The sequence below is a fragment of the Pseudorhodoferax soli genome (genome assembly GCF_003337555.1).
GTDB lineage: Bacteria > Pseudomonadota > Gammaproteobacteria > Burkholderiales > Burkholderiaceae_C > Pseudorhodoferax > Pseudorhodoferax soli.
Map to the genome: position 1 here is coordinate 229522 of NZ_QPJK01000005.1, position 18766 is coordinate 248287.

Genomic DNA, 18766 nt, shown 5'->3' on the forward strand with positions numbered 1-18766 from the left:
GCCTACGTGCCGGGCTCGATCTCCAGCATGCGCACGCGCGCGTTCTCCACGTGCGCGCGCATCGCGCGGCGCGCGCCTTCGGCGTCCTGCGTGCGGATCAGCGCGAAGATGTTGCGGTGCTCGTCCAGCGCATCTTGCGTGCGGCGCCAGGGCTGCATGCGCGCCAGGTGGCGCCACAGGTTGACGGCATGGCTCACGTCGTATTCCAGCGACTTGAGCACCTGGGCCAGGCGCGGGTTGGCGCTGGCCTGGGCGATGGCTTCGTGGAAGCCATAGTCGAAATGGTGCGCCACCTCGCCGCGCCGGTTGGCGGTCTCGAAACCCTGCAGCATCTCCTCCATGCGTGCCAGATCGCGCGGCTTGCGGCGCATCGCGGCGAAGTAGGCGCACTCGGGCTCCAGCACCAGGCGCAGCTCCAGGCCGTGGGCGATGTGGCTCAGGTCGGCCGTGCTGCTTGCCAGCGGCACGACGGGCATGGTGGCGGGTTGCGCCCGCACGTAGGTGCCCGAGCCGCGGATGGACTCCACCAGCCGGTCGCTGCGCAGGCGGTCCAGCGCCTGGCGCACCACCGGCCGTGACACCTGGAAGCGCGCGGCCAGTTCCACCTCGGAGGGCAGCCGCGCGCCTGGCGCCAGGCGGCCCGTCATTACGGCATGGAACAGGCTGTCGTACACGCGCTCGGCAAAGCGCTCGTGCCGCACGGGCTCCAGGCCCAGCGGCGCTGCGCCCAGATCCGGGTCGTCAAAATTTGTCATCCTGGTTTACTTGTATGGTCCATGCGCACCAAAGGAAGAGCGGGATGGTACGGGGATCGCGGCCGGGAAGTAGTAAAACGCTTTGACAACTTGTCCAGCAGGCGCCTAACATCCGCGCCGCCGCCACACTGGCCAGGAGACAAGCATGCAGCACCATTTCATCGGCAACCGCCGCGTCGCGCCCGCTTCGGGCGAAAGCATTCCCGTCGTCGATCCTTCCGATGGCCAGGTCTTCGACGAAATCGCGCGCGGCAACGCGGCCGACATCGATGCGGCCATCGCCGCGGCACGCAGCGCCTACGAGGGCGACTGGGGCCGGCTGACGGCAGCCGAGCGCGGCCGCCTCATGCACAAGCTCGCGCTGCACCTGGCCCAGCACACCGAGGAACTGGCGCAGACCGAGGCCCGCGACGCCGGCAAACCCCTGAAGCAGGCCCGCGCCGACGCGCTGGCCATCGTGCGCTACTTCGAGTTCTATGCCGGCGCCTGCGACAAGCTGCACGGGGAGACCATTCCCTACCAGAACGGCTACACCGTGCTGACGGTGCGCGAGCCGCACGGCGTGACCGGCCACATCGTGCCCTGGAACTACCCGCTGCAGATCTTCGGCCGCAGCGTGGGCGGTGCGCTGGCCGCCGGCAACGCCTGCGTGGTCAAGCCGGCCGAGGACGCCTGCCTGTCGCTGCTGCGGGTGGCCGAACTGGCGGCCGAGGTCGGCTTCCCGGCCGGCGCCATCAACATCGTGACGGGCTACGGCCACGAGGCCGGCGACGCACTGGTCAGGCATCACGGCATCGACCACGTGTCGTTCACGGGCTCGCCCAACATCGGCAAGGTGGTCACGCGCGCGGCCTGCGAGAACCACACCCCCGTCACGCTGGAGCTGGGCGGCAAGAGCCCGCAGATCGTCTTCGCGGATGCCGACCTCGATGCCGCGCTGCCCGTCATCGTCAATGCCATCGTGCAGAACGCCGGCCAGACCTGCTCCGCAGGCAGCCGCCTGCTGATCGAGCGCAGCGCCTACGAGGCCGTGCTGGCGCGCCTGGGCCCGATGTTCGCCGCCCTGCGCGTGGGCTCGGCGCAGCAGGACCTGGACTGCGGCCCACTGATCCGCAAGACACAGCAGCAGCGCGTGGCCGGCTTCCTGGACGAGGTGCGGCGCGATGGCCTGGCCATCGTGGCGCAGGGCAGCGTGGACCCGGCGGCGCCGCAAGGCGGCTTCTACCAGCCGCCCACGCTGGTGCGCGACGTGCCCGTGGCGCACCGGCTGGCGCAGGAAGAGGTGTTCGGCCCGGTGCTGGCCGCCATGCCCTTTGACGACGAGGCGGATGCCGTGCGCATCGCCAACGCCACCGACTACGGCCTGGTGGCCAGCGTCTGGAGCCGCGACGGCGGCCGCCAGCTGCGCCTCGCGCGCAAGCTGCGCGCGGGCCAGGTGTTCATCAACAACTACGGCGCCGGCGGCGGCATCGAGCTGCCGTTCGGCGGTGTCAAGGCCAGCGGCCACGGACGCGAGAAGGGCTTCGAGGCGCTCTACGCGTTCACGGTGCTCAAGACCATCGCCATCCGCCACGACTGAGCCGGCAAGAACGACAAAGGGAGACAAGCCAACATGCAACGCAGAAGATTTCTGGCCCGCGGCACCGCCGCCGGCACGCTGGCCGCCGGCCTGGCCGCGCCCGCACTGGCCCAGGGCAGCAACCCGCAGGTGCGCTGGCGCCTGGCGTCGAGCTATCCGCGCTCGCTGGGCACCATCTACGGCGCCATGGACATGGCCGTCAAGCGCGTCGGCGAACTGACGGAAGGGCGCTTCAACATCTCGCTGCACCCGGCCGGCGAACTGGTGCCGGCCCTGCAGGTGCTGGACGCGACCCAGTCCGGTTCGGTCGAAGCCGGCCACTCGGCCAGCTACTTCTACATCGGCAAGGATCCGGCCTACGGTTTCGGCACGGCACTGCCGTTCGGCCTCAACGCCCGGGGCCAGAACGCCTGGCTCTACGAAGGCGGCGGCCAGGCGCTGCTCGACGAGTTCTATGCCAGCCAGGGCGTGATGGCCATGCCCATCGGCAACACGGGTGCGCAGATGGCCGGGTGGTACCGCAAGGAAATCAAGACCGTGGAGGACCTCAAGGGCTTGAAGTTCCGGGTGGGCGGCCTGGCGGGCATGGTGCTCGCCAAGCTCGGCGTCGTCGCCCAGCAGCTGGCGGCGGGCGACTTGTACGTGGCGCTGGAGAAGGGCACGCTGGACGCCGCCGAATTCGTCGGCCCCTACGACGACGAGAAGCTGGGCCTGCACAAGGTGGCCAAGTACTACTACTACCCGGGCTGGTGGGAGGGATCGGCCACGCTGGGCCTGTTCATCAACCCCAAGGCCTGGGCCGCGCTGCCGGCGCACTACCAGGCCGCTCTGCGCACGGCCGCGGCCGAGGCCAACCAATGGTGCACGGCCAAGTACGACGTGGAGAACCCGCGCGCAATGGGTCGCCTGGTGGCCGGCGGCGCCGTGCTGCGCGCGTTCCCGCGGCCGGTGCTGGATGCGAGCTACAAGGCGGCCGAGGCCTTGTACGCCGAACTGTCCGAGAAGAGCCCCGCGTTCAAGAAGATCTTCGAGCACTGGATCAGGTTCCGCAACGAGCAGGTGCTCTGGCAGCAGTTCTGCGAAGGGCCGTTCGACAGCTACATGGCCGCGGCCTCGCGCCGCAAGTGATGGACGCCGCGCTGGAGCGCGCGCTGTCCATCGCCGACCTGCGTGCGATCGCGCGGCGCCGCCTGCCGCGCTCGGTGTTCGAGTTCATCGACGGCGGCGCCGAGGACGAACTCACGCTGGCCGACAACCGCGCCGCCTTCGAGCGCGTGCGCATCGTGCCGCGCGTGCTGGTCGACGTCTCGGCCCCCGACCTCGCCACCGACATCGTGGGCACGCCGGCGGCTGCTCCCTTCGTCGTCGCGCCCATGGGCTCGTGCGCGCTGGGCTGGCCCGGCGCCGACCTTGCCATCGCCAAGGCCGCGGCCGCGCATGGCATCCCCTACACGCTGTCGACCATGTCGAACACGGGGCTCGAGCGCATCGCCGATGCGGTGCAGGGGCCGCTATGGTTCCAGCTCTACGTGCTGCGCGACCGCGCCTTCAACGCCGCGCTGGTGCAGCGCGCCTGGGCTGCGGGCTATGGCACGCTGGTAGTCACGGTCGATTTGCCCGCCGGCGGCAAGCGCGAGCGCGACCTGCGCAACGGCGTCTCCATTCCCTTGCGCATGACGCCGCGCCACCTGTGGGAAGGCATCACCCATCCGGGCTGGGCCTGGCGCATGGCGCGCGGCGGCCGGCCCGAGTTCGAGAACGTGCGCGGCCTGCTGGGCGACCACAGCGCGGGCCTCACGATCGCGGCCAAGGTCGGGCAAAACCTCGACGCTTCCTACGGCTGGGACGACCTGGCTGCCCTGCGCAACAGCTGGCCGGGCCGGCTGCTCGTCAAGGGCGTGGAGCATGCCGACGACGCGGAGCGCCTTGCGGCCCTGGGCGTGGACGGCATCTGGGTCTCCAACCACGGAGGCCGCCAGCTCGACGGCGCGCAGGCCTCGGCCGATGCGCTGGCAGAGATCGCGCGCCGGCTGGCGGGGCGCCTGCCGCTGCTGGTCGATTCCGGTGTGCGCCGCGGCGTGGACGCGCTCAAGGCCCGCATGCTCGGGGCCCAGGCCGTGGCCATCGGCCGCGCCGCGCTGTTCGGCGCCTGCGCCGGTGGCGAGGCCGGCGCCCACCGTGCCATCGCCATCCTGCTGGGCGAGCTGCGGCTGGCCATGCAACTGGCCGGCGTCGCCACTCTGACCGACGCCCGCCGGGCCGGCCTCAGCGCGACACAGATGTGACGCAAACTTGACGCAGGTCAATTCGTGCGCGTTGCGAACGAGATTTTGATTTTATTTGTGTGTTTATGTGACTAGACTCTGCGCACCGACCAACGCGTGGGGACAAAATGCGCAACAACCAACCTGTCAGTGGGCACGAGTACCAGTTTCCCGCTGAGCAGACGCTCGTCTCGGTCACCGACCTGAAGGGCCGCATCACTTACTGCAATCCGGCCTTCATCGAGGTCAGCGGCTTCAGGCAGGAGGAACTGCTGGGCCAGCCGCACAACCTGGTGCGGCATCCGGACATGCCGGCCGAGGCCTTCCGCGACATGTGGGCCACGATCCAGGGCGGCGAACCCTGGAGCGCGCTGGTGAAGAACCGGCGCAAGAACGGCGACCACTACTGGGTGCGGGCCAATGCCACGCCGATGATGGACGGCGACCGCATCACCGGCTTCCTGTCCGTGCGCACCCACGCGGAGCGCGACGCCGTGCAGGCGGCCGAGCGGCTGTACGCCGACATGCGCGAGGAAGCTGCCAGCGGGAGCCTGCGCCATGTGCTGCAGCGCGGTGAGCTGCGGCGCCGCGACGCCTGGGGCCGGCTCGTGCAGGGCCTCACACCGCAGGCCAACGGCAAGCTGCTGGCCCTGCAGCTGGCGGCGTCGGCAGCCATCGTGCTGGCCAGCTGGGCCGGGCTGCCGGACGCTGCGGTGCTGGCGGTGGCGGCCGTGACCACCGCCGCAGCGGTCTGGGGCGTGCGCCAGTTGATGCTGGCCCCGCTCAAGGGGCTGGTGGTGGACGCGAACCGGCTGGCCTCCGGCGATTTGTCGCACCGCGTATCGACCGATGCCACGGGCGCGGTGGGGCGGCTCCAGCGCGCGCTGATGCAGATGTCGGTCAACCTGCGCACAGTGGTGTCCGACGTGCGTTCGGAGGTGGGCCAGCTCGGTGATGCGGTGGGCGAGATCGCCGCCGGCAACCACGACCTGTCGGCCCGCACCGAATCGCAGGCCAGCAGCCTGCAGCAGACGGCCGCGTCGATGGACCAGATCAACGGCACGGTGCAGCAGAGCGCCACATCGGCCGCGCGCGGCGCCGAACTCGCCCACGCCACCGCGGAGGTGACGGAACGCAGCAACGCCGCGGTGCTGGCCGCTGCCGAGACCATGGAGGGCATCACCCAGTCGTCCAGGCAGATCGGCGAGATCGTGCAGCTCATCGAAGGCGTGGCCTTCCAGACCAACATCCTGGCGCTCAACGCAGCGGTGGAGGCGGCGCGTGCCGGCGAGAGCGGCCGCGGCTTCGCCGTCGTCGCCTCCGAAGTGCGCGCGCTGGCGCAGCGCAGTTCGGACGCGGCGCGCCAGATCCGCGAACTCATCGTCGAATCGGCCGGGCGCGTGGAGCAGGGCGCCAGCCGCACTGCCGAGGCACGCGAGCGCATGCAGCAGGCGCTGTCCTCGGTGGCCAAGGTGCGCACCACACTGGACGAGATCAGCACCGCCGCGCGTGAGCAGCAGCAGGGCATCGCGCAGATCAACGAGGGCGTGAACCAGATCGATGGCATCACCCAGCAGAACGCGGCGCTGGTCGAGCAACTGGCGGCGGCGGCGCAGTCGCTGCAGGGCCGGGCCCAGGGCGTCAGCGACTCGATGCGGCTGTTCCGGCTGGTGCGCGGCGAGCAGTCGCTGGCCGAGGTCGACGCGGTGGCACTGCGGCGCGCGTCGCGCCAGGAGTTGGCCGAGGAACCGGCCTGATCAGCGTGCGGCGCGCTTCTTGGTGACCGGCTGCCTGGCGGAAGGCGCCACCTGGCGCGTCACGGGCCTCTTGGCCGCGACGGTCCTGCGGCCAGCGGTGGCGCGCACCGGCAGGAACAGCGTGATCGCCTGGCCGGCGCGCAGCGCGGCCGACGCGGAGATGTCGTTCCAGTCGGCCACCTGTGCGGCGCTCACCCGGTAGCGCCGCGCCAGGCTGGCGACGGTGTCCTTGCGCGCGGCCTTGACCACGGTGCGGTGCGTCACGATCTCGGGCGCCAGCTGCAGCGATGCGTTGTCGGCCAGGTGGCTGGCCACGTCGCCCATCTTCCCCGAGCGTGGCACCACCAGCACCGAGCCGGCCTTGATCAGCATGCGCGGCGGGATGCTGTTGACGGTGCGCAGATCGGCCTCGCTCATGCCGACGCGGTCGGCCGCGGCGGCCACGGTCATGGTGGTGGGCACGGCCCAGGCGCCCCAGCTGGCATGCTGGCCCTTGCCGCGTGCGTCCAGGTTGCGCTTGAAGACCAGGGCGTTGTCCCAGGGCAGCAGGATCTGTGGCGTGGCAGCGGCCAGGATCACCTGCTTGTTCATGGACGGGTTCAGCGCGCGGAAGTCTTCGGGCGAGACATCGGCCAGCTGCGCGGCCAGCGCCACGTCGATGTCGTGCGCCAGGTCCACCATCTGGAAGTAGGGGTGGTTCTCGATCAGCGGCAGGTCGGTGCTGAAGCGCTCGGGCCGGGCCACGATGTTCTTGACCGCCTGCAGCTTGGGCACGTAGTAGCGCGTCTCGTTGGGCATGGACAGGTCCATGTAGCCCGTCGGCAGGCCGGCGCGCTGGTTGCGCTGGATCGCGCGGCTCACGCTGCCTTCGCCCCAGTTGTAGGCGGCCAGGGCCAGGTGCCAGTCGCCGAACATGCCGTAGAGCTTTTGCAGGTAGTCCAGTGCCGCGCGCGTGGAGGCCAGCACGTCGCGCCGGTCGTCGCGGAAGATGTTCTGCTTGAGTTCGAAGTAGGTGCCCGTGGCCGGCATGAACTGCCACATGCCGGCGGCCTTGGCCACCGACACGGCCTGCGGGTTGAAGGCGCTCTCGATGTAGGGCAACAGCGCCAGCTCGGTCGGCATGCCGCGCACCTCGAGTTCCTCGACGATGTGGAACAGGTACTTGGACGAACGCTCGGTCATGCGCTGCATGTAGTCGGGCCGCGTGGCGTACCACTGCTCGCGGTCGCGCACCAGGTCGGTGTCCAGGTCGGGCATGGCGAAGCCGCGGCGGATGCGCTCCCACAGGTCGGCCGGCGGCAGCTGCAGCGTGACGGTGCCCGAGCGCAGCTCCGACGCTGCGATCGGGCTCAGCGGCCCGGTGGGGATGATGGCCTGGCGCGGGCCCGCGGGGATGGCGGCGCCGTCGACCTGCACGGTGGTGGGCGGCTGTGGCGCATTGGCGGAGATCGGGGAGGCGGGTTGGTCGATGCTGGCGCAGCCGGTCAGCCAGAGCAGGGCTGCCACGCCAAGGTACTTCATCAGGACATTCATTTGAATTCGTTTTTCCACTGCCGCAGCGCGGCCAGCACACCGACGGCATCGAGCGCGCTGGCATCGAAGCCGCGGGCCGCTGCGGCCACCGAAGGTTCGCGTACGCGCAGGAAGGGATTGATGCACCGTTCCAGCGCGATGCGCGAGGGCAGCGTGGGCTGGTTCAGCGCGCGTTGTTGTTCGCACTGCGCGCTGTAGTGGAGCAGATCGGCGCTGCCAGGTTCCACGGCGCGCGCAAATTTGAGGTTGGACAGCGTGTACTCGTGGGCGCAGCACACGCGCGTGTTGCCGGGCAGCGCGGCCAGCTGGTCGAGCGAGTCCAGCATCTGCGCGGGCGTGCCTTCGAACAGGCGGCCACAGCCGCCGGAGAACAGCGTGTCGCCGCAGAACAGCACGGGGCTGCCATCGGCGTCGCCCACAGCGGCACACCAGTAGGCGATGTGCCCGGCCGTGTGGCCCGGCACGTCGATCACCTCGAAGGCCAGCCCCAGCGTGGCGGCATCGGCCGGCACGCGGTCGCCGCCGGCCAGGCGCGTGAGCGGTTCGGGGATGCGCTCGCGCGACGGACCGAAGACGCGGGCGCCGGTGGCCTCGCGCAGCGCCGCCACGCCGCCGACATGATCGGCATGGTGGTGCGTGACTAGAATCGAGCGCAGTTGCAAACCGCGGCGCTGCAAGGCCTCGAAGACCGGCGTGGCATCGCCCGGATCGACCACTAGCGCCGCCTGTCCGTCGTGCAGCATCCACACGTAGTTGTCGGCGAAAGCGGGCAGCGCAATGAGTTCCATGAGCGGTCAAATTATAGGTTTGCACGATTGGTTCCAGACCCCGCCCGGCCGTTATCTGCTGGCCTGGGAGCAGGCCGCGTTCGACAGGGCGGTGGCCGACGTCTTCGGTTACCACGCGTTGCAATTGGGTGCGGGTCAACTCGACGGCCTGCGCGCCTGCCGGATCCAGAACCGCTGGCTGGCCGCTTCGGAACCATCCGGGGCCATGGGCCGGGCCGCGCTGGCGTGCGATTTCTCGGCCCTGCCGTTCGAGTCCAACAGCCTGGACCTGGTGCTGCTGCCGCATGCGCTGGAACTGAGCCCCGATCCGCACGCCACGCTGCGCGAGGTCGAGCGCGTGCTCGTTCCCGAGGGCCAGGCCGTGATCTGCGGCTTCAACAGCGCCAGCCTGTGGGGTCTGCGCCAGCGCCGTGCACGCCTGTACCGCAGGCTGGGCCTGGGCCAGCTGTACCTGCCGGCCGATGGCGACTTCATCGGCTACCTGCGGCTGCGCGACTGGCTGCGCCTGTTGTCGTTCGAGGTCGAGTCCAGCAGCTTCGGCTGTTACCGGCCGGCCGTGAACAGCGAGGCCACGCTGGGCCGCTTTGGCTGGATGGAGCAGTTGGGCGCGCGCTGCTGGCCCATCCTGGGCGCCGTCTACTTCGTCACCGCCGTCAAGCGCGTGCGCGGCATGCGCCTGCTCGAAGCCAACTGGAAGGGCGCGCGCAAGCTCAAGGCCGCGCCCGTGCCGCTGGCCAACCGGCGCCCGCGGCGCCCCGTCCACGAGCCGGCGCACGCTGCGCAGGCTCCTCCTTCTGTTTCCAAGAGAGAAAAAGGCATCCGTTGAACCACGTCGAGATCTACACCGATGGCGCCTGCAAGGGCAACCCCGGCCCGGGCGGCTGGGGGGTGGTGCTGAAGTCGGGCACGCTCGAAAAAGAGTTGTTCGGTGGCGAACTGGCCACCACCAACAACCGCATGGAAATGACCGCCGTGATCGAAGCGCTGGCGGCGCTCAAGAAGCCCTGCGAGGTCACGCTGTACCTGGACAGCGAGTACGTGCGCAAGGGCATCACCGAGTGGATGAAGGGCTGGAAGGCGCGCGGCTGGATCACCTCGACCAAGCAGCCCGTCAAGAACGTGGAGCTGTGGCAAAAGCTGGACGCGCTGGTTTCCGCCGGCGGCCACAAGATCGACTGGCGCTGGGTGCGCGGCCATGCCGGCAACCCCGGCAACGAGCGCGCCGATGCGCTGGCCAACAAGGGCGTGGACAAGGCGCTGGGGCGGATATGAGCGCCGCCCGGCCGCCAGCAGGCGCTCGCACCGCAGCCCGAGAGGGCGCAGGTTCACCGATGCCCCATACCTTTCTCTGGCACGACTACGAGACCTTCGGCGTCGTGCCGCGGCGCGACCGGCCTGCGCAGTTCGCCGCGATCCGCACCGATGCCGACCTCAACGAGATCGGCGAGCCCATCATGCTGTACTGCCAGCCGGCGCCGGACTACCTGCCCGATCCCGCGTCCTGCCTGATCACGGGCATCACGCCGCAGCTGTGCCTGGAGCGCGGCCTGCCCGAGGCCGAGTTCGCCGCACGCATCGAGGCCGCCTTCAGCCAGCCCGGCACCATCGGCGTGGGCTACAACACCATCCGCTTCGACGACGAGGTCACGCGCTTCCTGTTCTGGCGCAACCTGATCGACCCCTATGCGCGTGAATGGCAGAACGGCTGCGGCCGCTGGGACCTGCTGGACGTGGTGCGGCTCACGCACGCGCTGCGGCCCGAAGGCATCCAGTGGCCGCAGCGCTCCGCCGAGGAAGGCGGCGGTCCCAGCTTCAGGCTCGAGCACCTGAGCGCGGCCAACGGCCTGGCGCACGAGGCGGCGCACGATGCGCTGTCCGACGTGCGCGCGACGATCGCGCTGGCGCGGCTGATCCGCAATGCCCAGCCCAAGCTGTTCGACTTCGCGCTGGCCCTGCACAAGAAGGACCGCGTGGCCACCGAGCTGGGCTTGCCGACCACGCCGCAGGCGGCCAGGCCCTTCCTGCATGTCTCGGGCATGTTCGGGACAGAGCGCGGCTGCCTGGCACTGATGTGGCCGCTGGCCATGCACCCCACCAACAAGAACGAGCTGCTGGCCTGGGACCTCGCGCACGACCCGCGCCAGCTCGACGGCCTCACGGTCGAGGACGCGCGGCTGCGCCTGTACTCGCGCACGGCCGAGCTGCCGCCCGGTGTCGCACGGCTGCCGCTCAAGAGCGTGCACCTGAACAAGTCGCCCATGGTCGTCGGCAACCTCAAGACGCTGACACCGGCCATGGCCGAGCGCTGGGGCCTGGACTTCTCCGTCCAGTTGCAGAACGCAGCCCATGCGGCGGCGCTGCCCGACCTCTCGGCCTTGTGGGAGGGCCTGCTGCGCCGCGAGCCGCAGGCCACGCCCGACGTGGACGAAGACCTGTACGGTGGCTTCATCGGTCCGGCCGACCGGCGCCGCCTCAACCAGCTGCGCGAGCAGTCGCCGCAGGCGCTGGCCACGGCCCGCAACAGCTTCGATGACGGGCGGCTCGAGGAGCTGCTGTTCCGCTACCGCGCGCGCAACTTCCCCGATACGCTGTCCGAGGAAGAACAGGAGCGCTGGCTGCAGCACCGCGCCGCGCGCCTGATCGAAGGCGAGGGCGGCGTCCGCAACGTGGACCAGCTGCTCGAGGAGCTCGACCGCCACGGCCAGAGCGCCGATGCGCGGGGCGCCGAGATCCTCGAAGCCCTGCACGCCTACGTCGAGGACATCGCTTCCGATCTGGGCTGAGATGGATCCGCAAGCTGCACTGGCCGATTTCGTGGCACGCCACCCGCGCCTCATGGTGCTGACGGGCGCAGGCGTCAGCACCGAGTCCGGCATTCCCGACTACCGCGATGCCAACGGCGACTGGAAGCGTCCGCAGCCCGTGACCTACCAGGCCTTCACGGGCGACGAGGGCACGCGCCAGCGCTACTGGGCGCGCAGCCTGCTCGGCTGGTCGACCATGGCCCATGCGCGGCCCGGTGCCGCGCATCTGGCGTTGGCGCGGCTGGAGGCCGCAGGCCATGTGGAGCTGCTGCTCACGCAGAACGTGGACGGCCTGCACGGCGCGGCCGGCAGCCGGCAGGTGGTCGACCTGCATGGCCGCATCGACACCGTGGTCTGCCTGGCCTGCGGCACGCGCTCGCCGCGCGCTGCCCTGCAACAGGATCTGGTGGCGCGCAACCCGCTCTTTGCCAGCCTGTCGGCCGGCGCCGCGCCGGATGGCGATGCCGACCTGGAGCATGCGGATTTCTCGCGCTTCCAGGTGCCCCCCTGCAGCCGCTGCGGCGGCATGCTCAAGCCCGACGTGGTGTTCTTCGGCGAGTCCGTGCCGCGCGAGCGCGTGGCGCAGGCCATGGCGGCGCTGCAGCGGGCCGACGCACTGCTGGTCGTCGGCTCCTCGCTCATGGTGTATTCGGGCTACCGCTTCGCATTGGCCGCGGCCGAGCAGCACAAGCCCATCGCGGCCTTGAACCTGGGCCGCACGCGCGCGGACGCGCTGCTGGCGCTCAAGGTCGAATTGCCCATCGGGGCCGCACTGGCGGCACTGCCGGGCTGATACGCGGCTTTGCACGAGGCCTGCATTGCGCCACCGCTGCTTTACATTGGCCACCTAAGCTTGTCGCAGCCCGGCAGCACAGACCGGGCCTTGAAAGGAGTCCAGATGAAACGCTCGATCTTCACCGCAGCCCTGGTGGCCATGGCCCTGGGAGTGCCGTCCATCGGCGCGATCGCCCAGCCGCGCGACCGCGACCGCGACGGCGACCGGGATGACAGGGGTCGCCGCGGCGACCGCGACGACCGGCGCGGCCCGGACCGCCATGACGACCGCCACCACGGCAAGCCTTCGCGCCACCCGCATGGCGGCCCGCCCGGCCATGCCTACGGCGGCCCTCCGGGCCACTGGAAGCGCGGCGACCGCCTGCCGCCTGCGTACCGCGCACGCACCTATGTCATCGACGACTGGCGCGGCCACCGCCTGCAGCGGCCGCCGCGCGGCTACCACTGGGTGCAGGTGGGGGCCGAGTACGTGCTGATCGCGATCGCGACCGGCATCATCGCCCAGGTGCTGCTGTCGCAGTAAGCCGGGCTCAGGGGGCTGGCGGGATCGCCAGCCCGCGCTGCACGGCCGGCCGTGCCACGAAGGCGTCGAGCACGCGCCGAACCTCGCGGAAGTCGTCGAAGCCGACGATCTCGCCGGCGCCATAGAAGCCCGCGAGGTTGCGCACCCAGGGGAACACCGCGATGTCCGCGATGCTGTATTCGTCCCCCATGATCCACTGGCGCGAGGCCAGCCGCCCGTCCAGCACCTGCAGCAGGCGGCGCGACTCGGCCACGTAGCGGTCGCGCGGGCGCTTGTCCTCGTAGTCCTTGCCGGCGAATTTGTGGAAGAAGCCGAGCTGGCCGAACATCGGGCCGATGCCGCCCATCTGGAACATGAGCCACTGCAGCGTCTCGTAGCGCGCGGCGTCGTCCGTGGGCATCAGCTGGCCGGTCTTGGCCGCCAGGTACACCAGGATGGCGCCGGACTCGAACAGCGCCAGCGGTTGGCCGTTCGGGCCGTTCGGATCGAGGATGGCCGGGATCTTGTTGTTCGGGTTCAGCGACAGGAACTCGGGCGAGAGTTGGTCGTTGGTGTCGAAGGCGACCCGGTGTACTTCGTAGGGCAGTCCGGTTTCTTCCAGCGCGATGGAAACCTTGACGCCATTGGGCGTGGGCAGGGAATACAGCTGCAGGCGCTCGGGATGGCGCGCGGGCCACTTCTTGGTGATGGCGAATGCGGACAGATCGGGCATGGTGCTTGAGAACGTTCAAGGAATGGACGAAGCGCGCAGCATAGGCCGGAGCGGGCTGCCGCGCGCGGCCAGGGGTCTTGCGGCTCAGGGCGTGGCGCGCGAGCTGGGCAGCGGCGCCGGCCGGCTCTCCACCGAGGGCAGCGGATGGTCCTGCAAGGTGGTGTCGCCCGGTGCCACCCAGACCTCCACGGTGTTGGGCCGCGGCCGGTAGCGGGCCGACAGCGGCTCGACGATCCAGTCCATGAAGCCGGCCTTGGGACCGAGCGCACGCGCACAGGCCAGCGAAGCGCTGTCGTGGAAGCGCACCGTGGTCTTCTCCACCGGCACGGGGCTGGCGTAGCCGCGTGCGTTGGCGGTTTCCACCACGTCCTCGAGCGGCGGCACCTCGGCGCCCATGGCGCGCCAGGTGCGGCGCAGCGGCCAGACCGCGCGCCGCTGGCTGGGCCCGTAGATCTGCATGAACACCGTGACGCCCGCGCATTCATGGCTGGGCACGGGCTGGGGCGATGGCGGCAGCGTGGCCGTCGGCGAGGGCGGCGCGGCCGGCACGGTGCCCGCCGCCGGCGCGCGCGCGAACACGCCCTCCGCGAAACGGCCGGTGTAGTGGCAACTGGCCGGCGGCCCGTCGCGCGGCGCGCCGGTGGCGGCCTGCTGCAGATACACCCGCTCGGCAACGACCGGGTCGCACGGGTGGGAGCTGGAGCTTGCGCCCTTGCCCGTGTAGTCGTAGACCCAGTAGCGCGGCGGCGGGGCCACGGCCAGGATTTCGGGCGCGGGCACCAGGCAGCTGCTGTTGGCACGGGTGTCGGCGTGCCGCTCGCCGGTGGCCAGCAGCGCGGCACAGGCAGCGGGCAGGGCTTCGCTCAGCGCCGCGCACTGCTGCATGGCCGACTGGTGAATGCGCCGCGCGAGGTCGGAGCGCGTGAACCAGCGCGCCTCGTCGGTCGGGCACAGCGTGTCGGCCGTGCGCAGCAAGGCGGCCGCCAGGTTGCCGGCGGCGGCCGGGTCGGGCCGGGCCTGTCCGCCGGGCGTGGCCTTGGCCCAGAGCTCGGCCAGTTCCTTGAGCGCAGCGCGTTCGTCCAGCGTCTGCTTGGTGAACACGGTGCGCGCCGTCTCGATGGCCTGCCACACGGTCACGCCCAGCGTGGCGGCGGCGCCCAGGCTGAGCGTGGCGCCCACCGCCGTCGCGGTGCCGCTGATGCGCGCAGGCAGCCGGCCGCTGGCGACCGCGCGGGCGCCTTCGTGCTCCTGGGCGGCGCGGCTGGCCTGCGCGGCGGCGAAGGGCGAGCAGTCGTCGTCCTCGAACCAGGCGCCGGGGTTGCGCAGCAACTCGGCGATCCAGCTGCGGTTCAGGTTCTGGCCCAGGAAGGTGCCCAGGTGGAAGTAGCTCTCCCATTGGGCTTCCGAGAAGAACTGGTCGGCGGTGGTCTCCTGCGGAAAGTCGGGGTTCTGCCGCTTGAAGTTGACCAGGTCCACCGGCAGGCCGTCGCACAGGTTGGGCTTGATGACGATGAGGATGCCGGTGCTCGGCTGTGCACCGCCGTACAGCACCTTGGCCAGCGCCAGGCAGGCCGTGCTCTCGGGCGAGGCCAGGTCGTTGAGCGAACCGAAGCGGGCCAGCCCGGCGGGCCCCTCACCCGAGCCCGCCGGTGCGCGGCGCGGGCGCTGGAACAGGATGTCGGCCTGCAGGTCGATGCGCGCCTTGCGCACCAGGTCCTCCAGGTTGTCGAAGCCGTAGCGCGGGTCGGCGCCGCAGTCGGCCAGCACGATCACCTGGGCGCGCTCGGTCAGCAGCGCGTAGGCGCCGGTGTTCTCGAAGTGGCCGCCGTCGGTCAGGAACCAGTTGTCGCCGCGCCCGCCCAGGAAGCTGCCGAAGGTCTCGCTCAGCACGCCGCAGGACTTGACGAACAGCCGCGGCCAACGGCGCTCGGTGCCGGTGCGGGCCGACACATTCCACCAATAGCCCAGCCGGATGCCCGCGAAGGTGGCCAGCGCCGAGATGCCGCCGCGCGTGAGGTTGCCCAGGCCCGGCGCGATGGCCGCACCGGAGATCGCCATCCAGCCGCCCAGGCTGGGCAGGCCCGTGGTGGGTGGGCGCTCCCAGTCTTCCTGCGAGACCTTGACCAGCCCGCCGGAGGCCACCGACAGCGGCAGGCCGCGCCGGTCCTGGTTGAAGAGGCCGCCGCGCGGGTCCCGGGTCTGGTTGATGCAGCAGTTCAGCAGGTGCACGGGGCCACCGCAGTCTTGTGGCCGGTAGCGCTCCAGCGCGATGTCGTCGTCCGCATTGAGGTCGTCCACCGGAATGTGGCGGCGGCGCACCGGCAGCACCGGTGGCACCTCGCCGAGTGCCGAGAGCGCACCGGGCCCGGCGCCCAGCCGCGCGCCATTGGCCGCGCCCAGGTAGCTGCGCACGATGCGCGCCTGGTAGAAGGCGTGCAGCGAGGACAGGTTGAGGAACTCCACGTTGCGCGCCGTGGCCAGGAAGAAGGCGGCCAGCGGCAGCAGGAACAGCAGCCACATCTGCCAGCCCTGCGCGAACTGCGCGCCGTTGTAGCTGAACACGGCGCCCATGACCGCCTTGTGCACGAGCGAGACCCACCACACGCACAGCGCGAACGACAGGCCGTAGCCCAGCACGCGGCCGACCACGAGCAGCGCGCGCGTGAGGATGCGCCCGGGCAGCAATTGCGAGGCCAGCGGCAGCACCGTGCGGATGGCCGCGGCCCACACCGCCAGCCACAGCGCGGCCGCGCCCTGGCCGGCCTCGGTCAGCGGTTCCAGCTCGAAGGCCAGGAACCAGGCCGCGCGGTCGATCAGGCCGGCCAGCGCCACCGCGCTGAACCAGCGGAAGGAATGGGCCAGCCAGGCCGTGAGATCGCTGCGCGCGGCTTCGGCGGCCGGGCCCGCACAGCGCAGCCGCGCGCGCCGCAATGCCAGCGCGCCCACCGGCACGGCCAGCAGCCACAGCAGCAGCAAGGCGGCGGTGACCGCCCACAGCGTGCTGCGCATGACCTCGCCGACCGGGCTGATGCTGGCCGCTGCCAGGCGCCAATACCACGACACCAGCCAGGCCGTGGCCAGCGCCACGGCCAGCCAGCCGGCCACGGCCCAGTGCCGCGCCAGCGTGAGCCAGGGCACGATCCAGTAGGCCATGGCGCGCGTGGCGCCCACCAGCACCACGCAGGGCAGCAGCAGCCAGGCCATGGGCAGCCACAGCGGTACCCAGTCCGGCAGGTTGCGCAGCATGGCGAACACCGGCGTGGCGTGCGTGAAACCCAGTTGGTGCATGAACTGCCAGCCTGCCAGGTTGGCCGCCGTGAGCAGCACGCCCAGCAGCAGCGCCAGCATGCCGAGCTCGAAATGGATGGCGACCAGGTTGCGCAGGTACAGCGCGGCGACGAAGGTGGCGTCGCGCGCGCCGCGCGGGATCAGGTAGCGGCCGTTCGCGCGCAGCCACCAGACGAACCAGTTGGTGCGGGCCGCGCCCAGGGCCTGCTGCACCTGGGCCGCCTCCTGCGGTGTCCTGGCCCGTGAGAACAGGCGGCCCAGCAGGCCGCCGATGTGGCCGCCACCGGACACCGTGGACAGCAGGTCGAAGCGCAGCAGCAGACCCTCGCGCGCCAGTGCGCGCAGCAGGCCGAAGCAGAAGGTCGCACTGCGGATGCCGCCGCCGGACAGCGCCAGGCCCCACAGGCCTGCTTCTTCCAGCGGCTTGCCCAGCTCGTCGTCGGTGCCGGCGGCCGCCCAGGCCTGCCGGCGCGCCTGCACCTGCTTGCGCAATTCGTTGTCCACGCCAGCCTCCCGCCGCGCCCGGCGGCTGTTGTGCCGGGAACGAGGCTAGCGGGGCCGCGCGCGAAAGGCGCGCCGCGAATTATTTCGTTACGTTGCCGCCGCGGTGGCGGGGCGGCATGAACGCCGTCGCATCGGGCCGGCCCGGCAGGTGCAGGGTGGCCGTGGCTGCGGGGCTCTCGGCCAGCACCCGGCCCTTGCGCACGACCTTGAGCCGCGTGGCGCGCAGCCGGATCGCCTCGACCGGGTCGCGCGCCTGCAGCAGCACGAAGCTGGCGTCGCAGCCGGGTGCCAGCCCGTAGCTGCGCAGCCCCATCACCCGGGCGGCCGCACTGGTGACGGCCTCGAAGCACTGCGCCATGCCGGCCTCGCCGGTCATCTGCGCCACATGCAGGCCCATGTGGGCCACCTCCAGCATGTCGCCCGAGCCCATGCCGTACCACGGGTCCATCACGCAGTCGTGCCCGAAGGCCACGGTGACGCCGGCCGCCAGCAGTTCGGGCACGCGCGTCATGCCGCGGCGCTTGGGGTAGCTGTCGTGGCGGCCCTGCAGCGTGATGTTGATGAGCGGATTGGCCACCACGCTGACGCCGCTCTCGGCGATCAACGGCAGCAGCTTGCTGACGTAGTAGTTGTCCATGCTGTGCATGGAGGTGCAGTGCGAGCCGTTGACGCGCCCCGCCAGGCCCAGGCGCTGTGTCTCGCAGGCCAGCGTCTCGATGTGGCGCGACAGCGGGTCGTCCGATTCGTCGCAGTGCATGTCCACCGGCAGGCCGCGCGCGGCCGCCAACTCGCACAGCAGCTTCACGCTGGCCGCGCCCTCGGCCATGGTGCGCTCGAAATGCGGGATGCCGCCGACCACGTCCACGCCCAGGTCGAGTGCGCGCTGCAGGTTGGCGAGGCCGCCCGGGCTGCGCAGCACGCCGTCCTGCGGGAAGGCGACCAGCTGCAGGTCCAGGTAGGGCGCCACGCGCCGGCGCACCTCGAGCATGGCCTCGACCGGCAGCAGGCTTGCATCGCTGGTGTCCACATGGCTGCGGATGGCCAGCAGGCCACGGGCCACGGCCCAGTCGCAATAGGCCACGGCACGCTCGATCAGCGCCTCGGCCGTGAGCAGCGGCTTGAGTTCGCCCCACAGCGCGATGCCCTCCAGCAGGGTGCCGCTCTGGTTGATGCGCGGCAGGCCGCGGCTCAGCGTGGCGTCCAGGTGGAAGTGCGGATCGACGAAGGGCGGGCTGACCAGCAGGCCGCCCGCGTCCAGCGTCTCGTGGGCGGGGGCCTGCAGTCCGGGCGCCACCTCGACGATGCGGCCGTCCTGGACGGCGATGGACATGTCGGATGCGCCGTCAGGCAGCGTGGCATGGGTGACGAGAAGGTCGAGCATGGAGATGGTGGAAGCCGCGCGGTCCGGCGGGCAGAAGCAGTGGCGTTGCCTCGCAGTATCCATGCCACGGGAGCCGAACCGGT

General features: G+C 70.9%; 15 protein-coding genes. 9 read left to right on the top strand and 6 right to left on the bottom strand.

All coding sequences use genetic code 11. The features are described from left to right. Positions 1 to 2 precede the first annotated feature (2 nt). A complete protein-coding gene (locus DES41_RS18975) occupies positions 3 to 755 on the bottom strand; it encodes a FadR/GntR family transcriptional regulator (protein ID WP_114469223.1) in 753 nt (250 codons plus the stop codon). Between the two features lie 145 nt (positions 756 to 900). Here DES41_RS18975 and DES41_RS18980 point away from each other — a divergent pair, with 145 nt between their 5' ends. The 4 genes from DES41_RS18980 (at position 901) to DES41_RS18995 (ending at position 6355) form a co-directional block, all read left to right on the top strand. Then, positions 901 to 2334: an aldehyde dehydrogenase family protein gene (locus DES41_RS18980; RefSeq protein WP_114469224.1), complete on the top strand. Its 1434-nt coding sequence runs from the start codon at positions 901 to 903 to the stop codon at positions 2332 to 2334. A gap of 33 nt (positions 2335 to 2367) precedes the next feature. After that, positions 2368 to 3462, top strand: coding sequence for a TRAP transporter substrate-binding protein (locus DES41_RS18985; RefSeq protein ID WP_114469225.1), 1095 nt, complete (start codon positions 2368 to 2370; stop codon positions 3460 to 3462). Further along, complete coding sequence (locus DES41_RS18990; RefSeq protein ID WP_114469226.1) at positions 3462 to 4619, top strand: alpha-hydroxy acid oxidase; 1158 nt, start codon at positions 3462 to 3464, stop codon at positions 4617 to 4619. The genes DES41_RS18985 and DES41_RS18990 overlap by 1 nt, the downstream gene beginning before the upstream one ends. 107 nt (positions 4620 to 4726) lie before the next feature. Further along, positions 4727 to 6355, top strand: coding sequence for a methyl-accepting chemotaxis protein (locus DES41_RS18995; protein ID WP_114469227.1), 1629 nt, complete (start codon positions 4727 to 4729; stop codon positions 6353 to 6355). On the opposite strand, the gene DES41_RS19000 is transcribed toward DES41_RS18995, so the two are convergent. Together DES41_RS19000 and gloB are read right to left on the bottom strand one after the other, a co-directional pair. Continuing rightward, positions 6356 to 7888: a transglycosylase SLT domain-containing protein gene (locus tag DES41_RS19000; RefSeq protein ID WP_114469228.1), complete on the bottom strand. Its 1533-nt coding sequence runs from the start codon at positions 7886 to 7888 to the stop codon at positions 6356 to 6358. It lies immediately after the preceding gene. Further along, complete coding sequence (gene gloB, locus DES41_RS19005; RefSeq protein WP_114469229.1) at positions 7885 to 8676, bottom strand: hydroxyacylglutathione hydrolase; 792 nt, start codon at positions 8674 to 8676, stop codon at positions 7885 to 7887. Before gloB ends, DES41_RS19000 begins: the two co-directional genes overlap by 4 nt. On the opposite strand from gloB, the gene DES41_RS19010 reads away from it, so the two are divergent. The 5 genes from DES41_RS19010 to DES41_RS19030 all read left to right on the top strand — a co-directional run bounded on the left by DES41_RS19010 (position 8675) and on the right by DES41_RS19030 (position 12798). Then, positions 8675 to 9502: a class I SAM-dependent methyltransferase gene (locus tag DES41_RS19010; protein ID WP_425466377.1), complete on the top strand. Its 828-nt coding sequence runs from the start codon at positions 8675 to 8677 to the stop codon at positions 9500 to 9502. The two genes, gloB and DES41_RS19010, sit on opposite strands and share 2 nt — an antisense overlap. Next, positions 9499 to 9948, top strand: a complete 450-nt coding sequence (rnhA, locus tag DES41_RS19015; protein WP_114469231.1) for a ribonuclease HI — start codon at positions 9499 to 9501, stop codon at positions 9946 to 9948. The genes DES41_RS19010 and rnhA overlap by 4 nt, the downstream gene beginning before the upstream one ends. A 59-nt stretch (positions 9949 to 10007) precedes the next feature. Beyond that, positions 10008 to 11459, top strand: coding sequence for an exodeoxyribonuclease I (sbcB, locus tag DES41_RS19020; RefSeq protein ID WP_114469232.1), 1452 nt, complete (start codon positions 10008 to 10010; stop codon positions 11457 to 11459). A gap of 1 nt (position 11460) precedes the next feature. Then, positions 11461 to 12273, top strand: coding sequence for an NAD-dependent protein deacetylase (locus tag DES41_RS19025; RefSeq protein WP_211333007.1), 813 nt, complete (start codon positions 11461 to 11463; stop codon positions 12271 to 12273). Between the two features lie 105 nt (positions 12274 to 12378). Next, the gene (locus tag DES41_RS19030; RefSeq protein WP_114469234.1) at positions 12379 to 12798 is read left to right on the top strand and encodes an RcnB family protein; all 420 of its coding nucleotides are present in this window, start codon (positions 12379 to 12381) and stop codon (positions 12796 to 12798) included. A 7-nt stretch (positions 12799 to 12805) separates the two neighbouring features. On the opposite strand, the gene DES41_RS19035 is transcribed toward DES41_RS19030, so the two are convergent. The 3 genes from DES41_RS19035 to DES41_RS19045 form a co-directional block, all read right to left on the bottom strand. Continuing rightward, the gene (locus tag DES41_RS19035; RefSeq protein ID WP_114469235.1) at positions 12806 to 13510 is read right to left on the bottom strand and encodes a glutathione S-transferase N-terminal domain-containing protein; all 705 of its coding nucleotides are present in this window, start codon (positions 13508 to 13510) and stop codon (positions 12806 to 12808) included. A gap of 84 nt (positions 13511 to 13594) precedes the next feature. After that, positions 13595 to 17302 carry a patatin-like phospholipase family protein gene (locus DES41_RS38455; protein ID WP_170168222.1) on the bottom strand — a complete coding sequence of 1236 codons (3708 nt, stop codon included), beginning with the start codon at positions 17300 to 17302 and terminating at the stop codon, positions 13595 to 13597. A 79-nt stretch (positions 17303 to 17381) separates the two neighbouring features. Then, positions 17382 to 18683 (bottom strand): amidohydrolase family protein, encoded by a 1302-nt coding sequence (locus tag DES41_RS19045; protein ID WP_114469236.1) that lies wholly within the window; start codon positions 18681 to 18683, stop codon positions 17382 to 17384. Positions 18684 to 18766 lie beyond the last annotated feature (83 nt).

What these genes read in the sequence shown, in the direction of transcription:
- DES41_RS19010 (WP_425466377.1), top strand. Translation starts at nt 8,675, where the DNA reads ATGAGCGGTCAAATTATAGGTTTGCACGATTGGTTCCAGACCCCGCCC.
- DES41_RS18980 (WP_114469224.1), top strand. Translation starts at nt 901, where the DNA reads ATGCAGCACCATTTCATCGGCAACCGCCGCGTCGCGCCCGCTTCGGGC.
- gloB (WP_114469229.1), bottom strand. Translation starts at nt 8,676, where the DNA reads ATGGAACTCATTGCGCTGCCCGCTTTCGCCGACAACTACGTGTGGATG.
- DES41_RS18990 (WP_114469226.1), top strand. Translation starts at nt 3,462, where the DNA reads ATGGACGCCGCGCTGGAGCGCGCGCTGTCCATCGCCGACCTGCGTGCG.
- DES41_RS19030 (WP_114469234.1), top strand. Translation starts at nt 12,379, where the DNA reads ATGAAACGCTCGATCTTCACCGCAGCCCTGGTGGCCATGGCCCTGGGA.
- DES41_RS19000 (WP_114469228.1), bottom strand. Translation starts at nt 7,888, where the DNA reads ATGAATGTCCTGATGAAGTACCTTGGCGTGGCAGCCCTGCTCTGGCTG.
- DES41_RS19045 (WP_114469236.1), bottom strand. Translation starts at nt 18,683, where the DNA reads ATGCTCGACCTTCTCGTCACCCATGCCACGCTGCCTGACGGCGCATCC.
- sbcB (WP_114469232.1), top strand. Translation starts at nt 10,008, where the DNA reads ATGCCCCATACCTTTCTCTGGCACGACTACGAGACCTTCGGCGTCGTG.
- DES41_RS18995 (WP_114469227.1), top strand. Translation starts at nt 4,727, where the DNA reads ATGCGCAACAACCAACCTGTCAGTGGGCACGAGTACCAGTTTCCCGCT.
- DES41_RS18975 (WP_114469223.1), bottom strand. Translation starts at nt 755, where the DNA reads ATGACAAATTTTGACGACCCGGATCTGGGCGCAGCGCCGCTGGGCCTG.
- DES41_RS18985 (WP_114469225.1), top strand. Translation starts at nt 2,368, where the DNA reads ATGCAACGCAGAAGATTTCTGGCCCGCGGCACCGCCGCCGGCACGCTG.
- DES41_RS19025 (WP_211333007.1), top strand. Translation starts at nt 11,461, where the DNA reads ATGGATCCGCAAGCTGCACTGGCCGATTTCGTGGCACGCCACCCGCGC.
- DES41_RS19035 (WP_114469235.1), bottom strand. Translation starts at nt 13,510, where the DNA reads ATGCCCGATCTGTCCGCATTCGCCATCACCAAGAAGTGGCCCGCGCGC.